Here is a 12710-nt window from a genome sequence, read left to right as displayed (position 1 = left end):
GGCGTGGACCTTCGTCTCTTCGTGGCTTTGGAGTTGCCACCGGAAGTCAAAGACGGCATACTGACCGTCGTCGGGGACCTCAGGTCCCGCGGCGTCCGCGCATCATGGGCGCGCCCGGGGACGATCCACCTGACACTGGCGTTCCTCGGTGACACCGACGAAGCACTTGTCGCGTCGATCGGCGGGGCCCTGAGAGAGGCCGCCTCGAACGTGCGTCCCTTCGAGTGGAGCATTCGCGGACTCGGAGCGTTCCCCTCGCCGCGTCGCCCGCGCGTCATCTGGGCGGGCGTCGACGCGCCCGACGAGCTCTTCGAGCTGAAGCGGGAGATCGACGCGGAGCTCAGACCCCTGGGATACTCGCCGGACCGACGGCGGTTCCGTCCGCACATCACGCTCGGACGGGTGAGGCGGGCGAGCGACGCCGCCGGGCTCGAGCGGCACATGGCGGACGTCGAGATTCCGGCGTTGTCGGTCCCCTCGAACGAGCTCCTTCTGATGCGGAGCACGCTCCGACCGGGCGGTGCTCTGCATGAGGCGCTCGAACATCTTCCCCTGACGGGGGGCGGCGACGCCCCCGGAACGTGAGAGTCACGCACCACGAGGAGAGTCGGAGGACCACAGCATGGCAGAGAAGAAGGAGAAGGCCAAGGCGCTCGATCTCGCGGTCTCGCAGATCGAGAAGCAGTTCGGCAAGGGCTCCATCATGCGGCTCGGCGCCGACGAGGTGTCGAAGGGCGTGTCCGCGATCCCGACCGGATCGCTCTCGCTCGACATCGCGCTCGGCATCGGCGGTGTTCCGCGGGGGCGGGTGGTGGAGGTGTACGGCCCCGAATCGTCGGGGAAGACGACGCTCGCGCTCTCGATCGTGGCGAACACCCAGAAGCTCGACGGCGTCGCCGCTTTCATCGACGCGGAGCACGCGCTCGATCCCGGATACGCCCGGAACCTCGGCGTCGACACCGACAACCTCCTGATCTCGCAGCCGGACACGGGAGAGCAGGCGCTCGAGATCACCGACATGCTGGTGAGGAGCGGGGCGGTCGACATCGTTGTCGTCGACTCGGTCGCCGCGCTCGTGCCGAAGGCCGAGATCGAGGGGGAGATGGGCGACTCGCACGTCGGTCTCCAGGCGCGCCTGATGTCGCAGGCCCTGAGGAAGCTCGCCGGCTCCATCTCGCGCTCGAAGACGTGCGTCCTCTTCATCAACCAGATCAGGATGAAGATCGGCGTCATGTTCGGGAACCCCGAGACGACCTCCGGAGGACGGGCGCTCAAGTTCTACGCCAGCACCCGGCTCGACATCCGCCGCATCGGCTCGCTCAAGAGCGGCGACGCGATCGTCGGGAACCGGACGAAGGTCAAGGTGGTCAAGAACAAGGTCGCGCCGCCGTTCAGAGTGGCCGAGTTCGACATCATGTACGGCCGCGGCATCTCGCTCGAGGGCGACCTGATCGACCTCGGGCTCGACTATGACATCGTGACCCAGAAGGGTACCTGGTTCAGCTACGGTGACCTTCAGCTGGGACAGGGCCGCGAGAACGCCCGGACCTTCCTCGAGGAGAACGACGACGTCCGGGAGCGGCTCATGGCAGAGGTCCGTCAGGCCGCCGGTCTGAGCGGCGAGAAAGCTCCTCCCGAAAAGGAGGACGAGAAGGCCGAGGCCGCTGCGCAGGTTGCGAAGTGACGAACGGCCGGGAAGCCGGCACCGATGCGGCCGCGCGGGCCCGCGAGGCGGCGCTCCGCCTGCTCTCGGTGCGCGCTCGCAGCCGACGCGAGCTCGAGCTCAGACTCGCGAGGAAGTCGTACGACGAGACGACGGTCTCGGCGGTCCTCGATGACCTCGAGGCCGTCGGTCTCATCGACGACCGTTCCTTTGCGAAGGCGTGGGCCGACGAAAGGGCGCGGCTTCGGCCCGTCGGTCCCGCGCGGCTGCGGCACGAGCTTCTCAGGAAGGGCGTCGCGCGCGACCTTGTCGAGGAGACGATCGACGAGACCTACACCGGAGAGACCGAGCTCGCCCTCGCCAGAGCGGCAGCCGACAGGAAGACCCGAGGCCGCGGGCTCACCACGAAGGAACGCGCGCGCCTGATGCGCTTCCTGCTCGGACGAGGCTTCTCCCGGGAGGTCGCGAACACGGTGGTCCACGAGCTTCCTGAAGCGGAGGAGGAACCCACAGCATGACGTCCAGCGAGGTCCGCGCCGCCTATCTTCGTTTCTTCGAGGAGCGGGGCCACGACGTGGTGGCGAGCGCGCCGCTCGTACCGGCGGACGACCCGACCCTGCTCTTCACGTCGGCGGGCATGGTCCCGTTCAAGCCGTACTACACGCAGGAGAATCCTCCGCACAGGCGGGCGGTCTCGATCCAGCGCTGCCTTCGTCTCTCCGACCTCGACGAGGTCGGCCACACACCGTATCACGGCACGTTCTTCGAGATGCTCGGGAACTTCTCCTTCGGCGACTACTTCAAGGAGGAGACCATCCTCTGGGCGTGGGAGTTCCTGACGAAGGTCATCGGGCTTCCCGCAGAGAGGCTGTGGGCGACGGTCTACAAGGACGACGAGGCCGCCGCCGAGATCTGGAAGAAGCACGTCGGGCTCGACGCAGGCCGCGTCGTCCCGCTCGGCGACGAGGACAACTTCTGGGGTCCCGCCGGCGACTGGGGACCGTGCGGCCCGTGCTCCGAGATCCACTACGACATGGGGGAGGAGGCCGGCTGCGGCCGCCCGGACTGCAGACCCGGCTGCGACTGCAGCCGCTACTTCGAGGTGTGGAACCTCGTCTTTCCCCAGTATCTCCAGGACCTCGACGGCAGCCGCGAACCGCTTGCGAGACCGGGTATCGACACGGGCATGGGCTTCGAGCGGCTGATGACCGTCATCGAGGGGGTCGACTCGATCCACGAGACCGATCTCTTCCGCCCCGCCGTGACGGCGTGTGCCGATGAGATCGTGCGCCTCACGGGCACGGACCTCCCGAGATCGCCCGTCTCGACGGAGCTCGCCGTCCTTGCCGACCACACCAGATCGGCCGTCTTCACCATCGCCGAGAACATCCTGCCGGCGAACGACGGACGCGGCTACGTCGTGCGCCGTCTGATACGGCGCGCCGTGAGACGGGGCCTGGCGCTCGGCGCGTCCGAGCCGTTCATCTATCGGGCCGCCGGACGGGTGATCGAGGCGATGAAGGACGCGCATCCTCACCTCGACGCGAAGCGCGAGCACATCGCGCTCGTTGTGCGTTCGGAGGAGGAGCGCTTCCTGGAGACCCTCGAGTCGGGCACGGTCCTCTTCGAGGAGATCGTGTCGCGTCTCGACGGCCCCGGCGGCCTGATCACCGGCGACGATGCCTTCCGTCTCTACGACACGTACGGTTTCCCGCTCGACCTGACCGAGGAGATGGCCTGCGAACGGGGACTCTCGGTCGACGTCGAGGGATTCCGGCGGGCAATGGAGGGCCAGCGCGAGCGCGCACGCCGCGCGTCGTCCTTCGAGGGCGACGCGGGCAGACGGCCGTGGCGGCGCGCACGCGGATCAGAGGGCGGGACGACGGAGTTCGTCGGCTACGGCCTCGTTCCCGACCGGGTCGACGTGGCGGAGCTCGACGAGGAACCGATGCCGGCCGAGCCGGTAGAGGTCGAGATCGTCGGCGCGAGACCCGGACCGTCCGAGGGCTCGTTCGAGGTCATCCTCGACAGGACACCGTTCTACGCCGAGGCGGGAGGACAGGCGGCCGACGCGGGAACGCTCCGACTCCCGGGCGGAAGATCGGTTGCCGTCACGAACGTCTACAGGAGCGGCGACGACGTCATCCACTACCTGGAGGGCGTGTCGGAGGCGATCGCTCCCGGCGCGCGGGCCGAGGCGCTCGTCGATCTCGGCCGGCGTCGCCGCATAGAGAAGAACCACACGGCGACCCACCTGCTGCAGTCGGCGCTGCGCTCCGTTCTGGGCGACCACGTCCACCAGTCCGGTTCGTCGGTCGAACCGGAGCGTCTGCGCTTCGACTTCACACATCACTCTGAGATCGACAAGGCGACGCTCGACCGCATCGAGTCGCTCGTCAACGCCTGGATCAGAGCCGACCTTCCGGTCACACCGGAGACGATGGAGCTCGATCGGGCCCTGGAACGTGGGGCGATGGCGCTCTTCGACGAGAAGTACGACTCGGAGGTCCGCGTCGTCTGCATCTCGGCCGGGAACGACGCCGAGATCAGCCTCGAGCTCTGCGGAGGAACGCACGTCAGAAGAACGGGCGAGATAGGGCTGATGCGCATCCTCTCCGAGTCGAGCGTGGCCGCTGGAACCCGGCGGATCGAGGCCGTGACCGGCGTCGAGGCGCTGCGGACGGCACGACGGGAGGCGGAGACGCTCCAGCGAAGCGCCGCCGAGCTCAAGACCTCACCGGACGAGCTTGAGGAGCGGGTCAGGTCGCTCAACGAGGAGCTCTCGACACTCAGAAAGGAACTGGCCGCCGAGCGCCGTCGATCGGCCGGTGACGCGGTCGACGACATGCTGAAGCAGGCCAGGCAGGTCGGGGAAGCGCTCGTCGTCGCGGCGCTGACGGACGCGCCGGACGTCGAGACGATGCGTTCACAGGCCGACGCCCTTCGCGACCGTCTCGGAACGGGTGCGGCCGTGCTCGCAACGGTCCGCGACGGGCGGCCCGTGCTGCTCGCCGTCGTCTCGAAGGACCTCGCCGAACCCGGGCGCCTGAAGGCGGGCGACCTCATCCGCCGCACGGCGGAGCGGATCGGAGGAAAGGGCGGCGGCAGGCCGCATCTGGCCCAGGGCGGCGGCGGAGATCCCGCGAAGCTCGAGGAGGCGCTCGACGAGGTCGCCGGTGACGTCGAGGCCCTCCTCGGCGGGGAGGATGCGTGAGCGACCGTACCGCACGCGGAGTCGTGCTTGACAGGCTTCTTGCAACGGCCGGGGAACGCGGAGGCTGCTACGTCGTGCTCCTCGACCCCGACCGGTTCTCCGCGGCCGAGAACGCGACGCTCGCCGGGCGAGCCGCCGACGCGGGCTGCGATGCGTTCTTCGTCGGCGGCAGCCTGGCCGTCCACGACAGAACGTCCGAGACGGCGCGGCTCGTGAAGCAGGAGACCGGACGTCCCGTCATCCTGTTCCCGGGGAATGTCTCGTTCGTCACCCCGGAGGCCGATGCGATCCTCTTCCTCTCGCTCCTCAGCGGCCGGAACCCGCAGTTTCTCATCGGCGAGCATGTCGTCGCGGCCCCCCTGATCCGGGAGACCGGCCTCGAGACGATCGCGACGGCATACCTGCTGGTCGACGGCGGCTCGGTCACGTCGGTCGAGTTCATGAGCGCGACGCGCCCGCTGCCCAGAGAGAAGACCGGGATCGCCGTGGCCCACGCGCTCGCGGCCCAGTATCTGGGATTCGAGCTGATCTTCTTCGACGCCGGGAGCGGGGCGTCGAAGCCCGTTCCACCGGAGCTCATCGGCGCGGTCGCTGAGAACACCGACCTCCCGATCGTCGCGGGCGGGGGCATACGGACCCCCGAGGCCGCGTCGGCCGCGATCGGGGCGGGCGCCCGCTTCGTCGTGACGGGAGACGTCGTGGAGAAGGGCGCTTCGGACGAGCTCATGCGGGAGATCGCGGACGCGGTCCACGGCGGCTGACACTGCGCGTCGGCCCGGGCCGCGCAACAGGAAAGGCGGTGATCCGACATCAAGGCACTCGTGCTCTCAGGAGGCAAGGGCACCCGCCTCCGACCGATCACGCACACGAGCGCGAAGCAGCTCGTGCCGATCGCGAACAAGCCGATCCTCTTCTACGGACTCGAGTCGATCCGGGCCGCGGGTGTCGAGGACGTCGGGATCGTTGTCGGCGACACTCACAGGGAGATCGAGGAGGCCGTCGGGGACGGCGACGCCCTCGGGCTTCGCGTGACCTACATCCGGCAGGACGCCCCCCTCGGTCTGGCGCATGCCGTCAAGATCTCGGAGTCGTACATCGGCGAGGAACCGTTCGTCATGTATCTCGGGGACAACCTGATCCGCGGCGGTATCACGGACTTCGTCGAGGAATTTCGTACCAACAGGCCGAACGCGCAGATCCTCCTGGCACGCGTGCCGAACCCCTCGGAGTTCGGCGTGGCCGAGCTCGAGAGCGGCCGCGTCACCAGGCTCGAGGAGAAACCCAAGCAGCCCCGATCGGACCTGGCGCTCGTCGGCGTCTACATGTTCGACGCGTCGGTCTTCGAGGCGGTCAACTCGATCACCCCCTCGTGGAGGAACGAACTCGAGATCACCGACGCCATCCAGTACCTCATCGACGACGGAAGCGACGTGCGCGCGCACGAGGTGACCGGGTGGTGGAAGGACACCGGCAAGCTCGAGGACATTCTCGAGGCGAACCGGATGATCCTCGAGACGCTCGAGCGTGACGTCAGGGGTTCTGTCGACGGGGACTCACGGATCGACGGCAACGTCGTCGTCGAAGAGGGCGCCGAGATCGTCGGCAGCGTCCTCCGCGGACCGCTCGTCATCGGAGCGAGGACCCGTATCGAGAGCTCGTATATCGGGCCCTTCACGTCGATCTACCACGACGTCTCCATCCAGAGCTCTGAGATCGAGCACTCGATCGTGCTCGAGAACTCACGGATCGTCAATCTCGGACAGCGCATGGAGCGCAGCCTCATCGGCAAGGACGTGGCCATCGAGCAGTGCTCGACGATGCCGAAGACCTATCGTTTCATGGTGGGCGACTCCAGCAGGATCGAAGTGCCGTAGGAGGGAACGTGCCGGGACGCCGCACGCTGATCACGGGCGCCAGGGGTATGCTGGGACGGGCGCTCGTGGGGGCGCTCGAAGGAAACGCCGAGGTGACGGCCGTCGACCTCGACGACTTCGATATCGGGGACGGCGATGCCGTCATGGCCGCGATGCTCCAGACCGCGCCCGACGTGGTCTTCAACTGCGCGGCCTACACGAACGTCGACGGCGCAGAGAGCGACCGCGAGACGGCATTCAGAGTGAACGCCGTCGGAGCGGGGAACGTGGCCCGCGCCGCCGCCGAGGCGGGAGCCAGGCTTCTCCACGTGAGCACCGACTACGTCTTCGACGGCAGGGCCACGGAGCCGTACGCCGAGGACGCTCCGACCGACCCGTCGTCGGTCTACGGGCAGTCGAAGCTCGCCGGAGAGCGCGAGGTCCTCTCAGCGTGCGGGAACGCGCTCATCGTCAGAACAGCCTGGCTCTACGGACACGGCGGGAGGAACTTCGTCGAGACCGTTCTCAGACTCGCCGACGGGGGAGACACGCTCCGTATCGTGGACGACCAGACCGGGAGCCCCACGTACGCGACCGACCTCGCGGCCGTCCTGAAGGACCTGGCGGCGACCGATGTCGCGGGGTACGTTCACGCAACGAACAGCGGAACCTGCACCTGGTACGAGTTCGCCACGGCCATTCTCAACGCCGTCGGACGCGACGACGTTCCCGTCGAGCCGATCGCGACCGAGGACTTCGGCCGTCCGGCGCCGCGACCGCGCTACTCGGTCCTCTCGCTCGAGAGGCTCGAGGAGGTCCTGGGGTGGACGCCGCGGCACTGGAAGAAGGCCCTCGTAGAGTACCTCCGATGGAGGAACACATGAGCATCGAGCTCGAACGGATCGAGGCGATCCTGACGGAGTGCGCCCGGTCGATGGCGAACGCGCCCCGGGCGGCCCCTGACGTCCAGCGTGCGGCCGACGCGGTCGTCGCGGCGCTCCGCGGCGGAGGCCGTGCCCTGCTCTGCGGAAACGGGGGCAGCGCGTCGGACGCGCAACACATCGCGGCCGAGCTCGTCGGACGTCTCGGCCGCGAGCGCCCGGGGATGGCCGCCGAGGCGCTGACGGTCAACCCGTCCACGCTCACGGCGCTGTCGAACGACTACGGCTACGAGCGCGTCTTCGCCCGCCAGGTGGAGGCGGTCGGTCGGCCGGGGGACGTGTTGATCGGCCTGTCGACGAGCGGCGGGTCGCTCAACGTTGTCGAGGCGCTCCATGCGGCACGCGACCGCGGGCTGACCACGGTGGCCCTGACGGGAGAGCGCGGGGGGCCTGTCGCCGAGGCGGCCGACATCGCCGTCAGGGCGCCCGCGACACGGACGCAGCGCGTGCAGGAACTCCACATCGCCATCGGCCATGCGCTGTGTGAGGTCGTGGAGGACGAACTCCATCCGGCGGAGGGAGCATGAGTCCCCTGAGCCCGGTCATCATCGGCATCGGAGGAGGAACCGGTTCGGGCAAGACGACGGTCGCGAAGAGCGTGCGGGGCCATCTCCCGGAGGAGAGCGTCGTCATCATCCACCACGACTCCTACTACCTCGACCGCGCTGAGCTGCCCCGCGCGGAGCGGGACATGATCAACTACGACCATCCCGACGCCTTCGACAACGAGCTCCTCAGACGGCAGCTCGCCGATCTCAGATCCGGCAGAACGATCCAGCGTCCCATCTACGACTACGAGACGCACACGCGCCGCGGCGACACGGCAACGGTCAGGCCCGCCAGCATCATCCTTCTGGAGGGGATCCTCGTGCTCGGCGATCCGGAGCTGAGGGATCTCATGGACATCAAGCTCTTCGTCGACACCGACGCCGACGAGCGCTTCATCCGACGCCTCAAGCGCGACATCGTCGAGCGGGGACGGACGGTCGAGCAGGTCATCGAGCAGTATCTGATGACCGTGCGGCCGATGCATCTCCAGTTCGTAGAGCCCAGCAAGCGCTACGCGGACGTCGTCATCCCGGAGGGCGGCCTGAACGTGGTGGCCGTCGACCTGATCGTCACCAAGATCCGGGATGTCCTTGCGCAGCACGCGGAACTCAGACCCGAGGGGAACCGGTAATCCCCCCGTCGCCCCCCGACAACGATGGAGCCGGAGGGCGGCCGGTGGTGCTCGTATCGCTCTCGAGGACGATGTGGCCCAAGGAGAAGACGTGATGGTCGTACCGCTCCTGAAGACGATGAGGCCGGGGCAGTGGACGAAGAACCTCGTTCTCTTCGCCGGGCTCATCTTCGCCGGCGCGCTCGACGAACCCGTTCTGCTCGGCCTGGCGACGGCCGGGTTCCTGGTGTTCTGTCTGCTCTCGGGCGCGACCTACATCCTGAACGACATCACCGACATCGCGTCCGACCGGGAGCATCCGGTCAAGCGGACGAGGCCGCTCGCCTCGGGCAGGTTGCCGCTCGCGGTCGCCGCGACGGCGGCCGTCGTCGCTTCGGCCGGCGGGCTCGCAGTGGCCTATCGGATCCATCCAGCCTTTGGACACGTCGCGGTCGGGTATCTCGGACTGAACGTCCTCTACAGCCTGGCCCTCCGTCACATGGTCGTGCTCGACGTGATGGCGATCGCGATCGGCTTCGTCCTCCGGGCCGTCGGCAGCGTCGAGGTACTTGCCGGACAGAGGCCGGGGATCGAACTCAGCCCGTGGCTCCTCGTCTGCACGTTTTTCCTGGCGCTCTTCCTCGGTCTGGCGAAACGCCGCCACGAGGTGCTGATCCTGGGCGAGGGGGCCGCACGGCACCGCAGCGTGCTCGCGGACTATCCGCAGCCACTCATCGACGAGCTCGTGGGCGTTGTCACCGCATCGACCGTCGTCTCGTACGCCATCTACACGATCTGGCCGGGTACCGTGGCCAAGGTCGGCAGCGCCCGCCTCGTCTACACCGTGCCGTTCGTCGTCTACGGGGTGCTCCGGTATCTCTACCTCATGTACGCGCGGGACAAGGGGGGACAGCCGGCCCGTTCGCTGGTCGGCGACGCGCCACTGGCCATCAACATCGCGCTCTGGATCGCCGCGGTGATCCTCGTGATCTACCCGAGATAACGGCGGTGACGACGATGCAGCCTGACGGTGCGCTCACCGTCGAAGCGTATGCGAAGCTCAACCTGGGGCTCGCCGTGGGCCGGGAGCGTGACGACGGCTATCACGAGATCGCGACCATCTTCCAGTCGATCTCGCTCTCGGACACCCTCCGGTTGTCAGCGGCTTCCGGCGACTCAGACGAGCTCGTTGTTCGCGGCGCGCCGGTGCCCACGGGTGCAGACAACCTCATCCTCAGGGCCCTCGCGCGTCTCCGGGCGCAGACCGCCTTCGCGCCGGTCAGAACCGAGCTGACGAAACGCATCCCGGTCGCGGCGGGCCTGGGCGGAGGCAGCTCGGACGCCGCGGCGGCGCTCGTCGGGGTGGTCGCGCTCCACGGCCTCTCGCTCGGGCAGGAGACGCTGGGGAAGGCCGCACTGGACGTCGGCTCCGACGTGCCGTTCTTCCTGAGCGGCGGGACCATGCGGGGCGGGGGACGCGGCGAACTGCTCGAACCCCTTCCGGCTCTGACGGGCGTCTGGTTCGTTCTGGCGACGCCGGCAAGGGCCATCCGCGCGGGCGACGCCTACGCTCGAGCCAGAATCGGGTTGACAGATGATGAGGGGTTCATTAGACTCATTTGTTCAGGTATCCGGGAACGGGATCTTCCGGCGCTCGCGGGAGCGCTCAGGAACGATCTCGAGCCTGGAGTCGTATCATTGTGTCCGAGCGTGAGTTCGCTCAAGCAGCAGCTTCTCGCGTCCGGCGCCGCCGGCGCCGCCATGTCCGGAAGCGGACCGACGGTGTTCGGTATCTTCGAGAAGGAGGAGAGCGCGAAGTCAGCCGCGTCGCGACTTCGGGGACGCGGACACACCGTATACGTCGCAGAACCGATCGACGTCGGGTACAGAATCTCGACACAATAGACGAATCGCGCACGAGAGGAAGCGCGGTTCACGCAGCAGCGCCCGGTCGGTCTAGTCCCTTGTTCCAGGCTGAGGGCGGTGAAATGCATGGAGATCACTGAGGTCAGGCTGACGCTGCGTGACGAGGACCGTTTGAAGGCCTTCGTCAGCATCACCTTCGACAACGCGTTCGTCGTGCGTGGTCTCAAGGTGATCCAGGGAAACTCCGGGCTCTTCGTCGCGATGCCCAGCAGACGGCGGAAGGACGGGGAGTTCAGGGACATCGCGCACCCTATCAACAACGAGACGCGGGAGATGATCGAGGAGGCCGTGCTCGGCGAGTACCAGCGGCAGCTTGATCTTGTCTCATCAGGGCAGGCGATTTCCGACGCGGAGCTGGTACACGCCGACGACTGGTCCGACTAGTTCGGGACTGGGGCGTCGTCAAGTGGCAAGACACGGGACTTTGGATCCCGCATCGGAGGTTCGAATCCTCCCGCCCCAGCCAGCCGGCAGCGGCGTTCGACGGGGCTTCGAGGGATCCACGGTAAGAACGACTCCCACACGCGGAGACGAGCGATGCCGAACGACATCATGCTGTTCAGCGGGAACGCGAACAACGCGCTGGCTCGCGAGATCGCCGAGTACCTCGACCTGAAGCTCGGCGACGCGCTGGTCGGTCGCTTCTCGGACGGCGAGATCCGCGTGAGCATCGCGGAGAACGTCCGCGGCGTCGACGCGTTCGTCATCCAGCCGACCAATCCGCCGGCGGAGAATCTGCTGGAGCTCCTCGTGATGATCGATGCGCTCAAGCGGGCCTCGGCGAGGAGGATCACGGCTGTCATCCCGTACTTCGGCTACGCCCGTCAGGACAGGAAGGACCGGCCGCGCGTGCCGATCACCGCGAAGCTCGTTGCCAACCTCCTGACGACGGCCGGGGCCAACCGGCTTCTGACCATGGACCTGCACGCGTCGCAGATCCAGGGGTTCTTCGACATCCCCCTGGACCACATCTACGCGGCGCCGGTCCTTCTGAGGTACTTCGACAAGCACGCGTCCGGCGATCTCGTCATCATGGCGCCCGACGTCGGCAGCATCAAGATGGGACGCGCGTTCGCCAAGAGGCTCGGGGCCTCGCTCGGGTTCGTCGACAAGCGCAGGCCCAGGCCCGACGCCACGGAGGTCATGAACGTGGTCGGCGACGTCGAGGACAAGCACGTCATCATGGTCGACGACATCATCAATACGGGCAACTCGATGATGCAGGGCGCGGCGGCCATCCGGAAGCTCGGCGCCAGGCGCATCACCGCGGGCGCCACACACGCCCTGTTCTCCAATGATGCCGTCGCGAGACTCGAGAGCTCGGAGATCGAGGAGATCGTCGTCACGAACACGATCAGCCACAAGGGGTACTCCAACGACACCATCGTCGAGCTGTCGGTCGCGGAGCTCCTGGGAGAGGCGATAGACAGGATCCACGGAGAGCGGTCTGTCAGCTCGCTCTTCGTCTGAGTACCGGGACATGGGGGCCGTCGTCTGAACGAAGGCCGTGAGGCCCGGGCAACATGACACATCAGAAGGGAACCGGAGAGACGGAATGGCAACAGTGAAGCTCAGCGTCCGGCGACGGACGACCACCGGTAAGCAGGCCGCCAAGCGCCTGAGGCACGACGGACAGATCCCCGGTGTCCTCTACGGCGAGAAGGAGGAGAACATCCCGCTCTCGGTCGACGTCCGCGAGCTCCGGACGGCCCTCTCAACGCCGTTCGGCCGCAACGTCATCATCCAGCTCGGCGTGGACGACGACACGGAGGCGACGAGAGCGGTCCTCAGGGACATGGAGCGCGACCCCGTGTCGCGCGACGTCCTCCACGTCGACTTCCAGAGGATCTCGGAGAACAGACCGATCACGATGAACATCCCGGTCGTGCTCGTCGGGGAGTCGCAGGCCGTCAAGGACGGTCTCGGTATCCTCGACCACACCATGCGGGAGCTC

At 67.5% G+C, this 12710-nt stretch carries 14 protein-coding genes and 1 tRNA gene; all 15 read left to right on the top strand.

Annotated elements, in window-relative coordinates; all coding sequences use genetic code 11:
• Positions 1 to 3: 3 nt before the first annotated feature.
• Positions 4 to 585 carry an RNA 2',3'-cyclic phosphodiesterase gene (gene thpR / locus GF405_04450; protein MBD3367415.1) on the top strand — a complete coding sequence of 194 codons (582 nt, stop codon included), beginning with the start codon at positions 4 to 6 and terminating at the stop codon, positions 583 to 585.
• 37 nt (positions 586 to 622) lie between these two features.
• Positions 623 to 1684 (top strand): recombinase RecA, encoded by a 1062-nt coding sequence (recA, locus tag GF405_04445; protein ID MBD3367414.1) that lies wholly within the window; start codon positions 623 to 625, stop codon positions 1682 to 1684.
• A complete protein-coding gene (locus GF405_04440; protein ID MBD3367413.1) occupies positions 1681 to 2181 on the top strand; it encodes a hypothetical protein in 501 nt (166 codons plus the stop codon). Before recA ends, GF405_04440 begins: the two co-directional genes overlap by 4 nt.
• On the top strand, positions 2178 to 4877 hold the full coding sequence (gene alaS / locus GF405_04435; protein MBD3367412.1) for an alanine--tRNA ligase: 2700 nt from the start codon (positions 2178 to 2180) through the stop codon (positions 4875 to 4877). Before GF405_04440 ends, alaS begins: the two co-directional genes overlap by 4 nt.
• A 23-nt stretch (positions 4878 to 4900) precedes the next feature.
• Complete coding sequence (locus tag GF405_04430) at positions 4901 to 5638, top strand: geranylgeranylglyceryl/heptaprenylglyceryl phosphate synthase (protein ID MBD3367411.1); 738 nt, start codon at positions 4901 to 4903, stop codon at positions 5636 to 5638.
• A gap of 48 nt (positions 5639 to 5686) precedes the next feature.
• A complete protein-coding gene (locus GF405_04425; protein MBD3367410.1) occupies positions 5687 to 6751 on the top strand; it encodes a glucose-1-phosphate thymidylyltransferase in 1065 nt (354 codons plus the stop codon).
• Positions 6752 to 6798: 47 nt separating this feature from the next.
• Complete coding sequence (gene rfbD, locus GF405_04420) at positions 6799 to 7614, top strand: dTDP-4-dehydrorhamnose reductase (GenBank protein MBD3367409.1); 816 nt, start codon at positions 6799 to 6801, stop codon at positions 7612 to 7614.
• Entirely contained in the window at positions 7611 to 8198 is a 588-nt protein-coding gene (locus GF405_04415) for an SIS domain-containing protein (GenBank protein MBD3367408.1), read from the top strand. Before rfbD ends, GF405_04415 begins: the two co-directional genes overlap by 4 nt.
• Positions 8195 to 8851, top strand: coding sequence for a uridine kinase (locus GF405_04410; GenBank protein MBD3367407.1), 657 nt, complete (start codon positions 8195 to 8197; stop codon positions 8849 to 8851). Before GF405_04415 ends, GF405_04410 begins: the two co-directional genes overlap by 4 nt.
• A gap of 94 nt (positions 8852 to 8945) precedes the next feature.
• Complete coding sequence (locus GF405_04405; protein ID MBD3367406.1) at positions 8946 to 9833, top strand: decaprenyl-phosphate phosphoribosyltransferase; 888 nt, start codon at positions 8946 to 8948, stop codon at positions 9831 to 9833.
• A 5-nt stretch (positions 9834 to 9838) separates the two neighbouring features.
• Positions 9839 to 10735, top strand: coding sequence for a 4-(cytidine 5'-diphospho)-2-C-methyl-D-erythritol kinase (gene ispE / locus GF405_04400; GenBank protein ID MBD3367405.1), 897 nt, complete (start codon positions 9839 to 9841; stop codon positions 10733 to 10735).
• Between the two features lie 87 nt (positions 10736 to 10822).
• Positions 10823 to 11140: a septation regulator SpoVG gene (spoVG, locus tag GF405_04395; protein MBD3367404.1), complete on the top strand. Its 318-nt coding sequence runs from the start codon at positions 10823 to 10825 to the stop codon at positions 11138 to 11140.
• Positions 11141 to 11148: 8 nt separating this feature from the next.
• Positions 11149 to 11222: transfer RNA gene (locus GF405_04390), tRNA-Gln, on the top strand.
• Between the two features lie 71 nt (positions 11223 to 11293).
• Positions 11294 to 12226: a ribose-phosphate diphosphokinase gene (prs, locus tag GF405_04385; protein ID MBD3367403.1), complete on the top strand. Its 933-nt coding sequence runs from the start codon at positions 11294 to 11296 to the stop codon at positions 12224 to 12226.
• 85 nt (positions 12227 to 12311) lie between these two features.
• Positions 12312 to 12710, top strand: a 399-nt coding sequence (locus GF405_04380) for a 50S ribosomal protein L25 (GenBank protein MBD3367402.1), incomplete at its 3' end; no start/stop codon positions are given.

The organism is Candidatus Effluviviaceae Genus V sp. (assembly GCA_014728125.1).
Lineage (GTDB): Bacteria > Joyebacterota > Joyebacteria > Joyebacterales > Joyebacteraceae > WJMD01.
The sequence above is the reverse complement of the archived record's forward strand: the minus strand, read 5'-3'. Positions and strand labels throughout refer to the sequence as shown.

Excerpts from the sequence above, each read along its gene's own strand:
- recA (MBD3367414.1), top strand. The coding sequence starts at position 623 with ATGGCAGAGAAGAAGGAGAAGGCCAAGGCGCTCGATCTCGCGGTCTCG.
- alaS (MBD3367412.1), top strand. The coding sequence starts at position 2,178 with ATGACGTCCAGCGAGGTCCGCGCCGCCTATCTTCGTTTCTTCGAGGAG.
- rfbD (MBD3367409.1), top strand. The coding sequence starts at position 6,799 with ATGCTGGGACGGGCGCTCGTGGGGGCGCTCGAAGGAAACGCCGAGGTG.
- GF405_04415 (MBD3367408.1), top strand. The coding sequence starts at position 7,611 with ATGAGCATCGAGCTCGAACGGATCGAGGCGATCCTGACGGAGTGCGCC.
- GF405_04410 (MBD3367407.1), top strand. The coding sequence starts at position 8,195 with ATGAGTCCCCTGAGCCCGGTCATCATCGGCATCGGAGGAGGAACCGGT.
- GF405_04405 (MBD3367406.1), top strand. The coding sequence starts at position 8,946 with ATGGTCGTACCGCTCCTGAAGACGATGAGGCCGGGGCAGTGGACGAAG.
- spoVG (MBD3367404.1), top strand. The coding sequence starts at position 10,823 with ATGGAGATCACTGAGGTCAGGCTGACGCTGCGTGACGAGGACCGTTTG.
- prs (MBD3367403.1), top strand. The coding sequence starts at position 11,294 with ATGCCGAACGACATCATGCTGTTCAGCGGGAACGCGAACAACGCGCTG.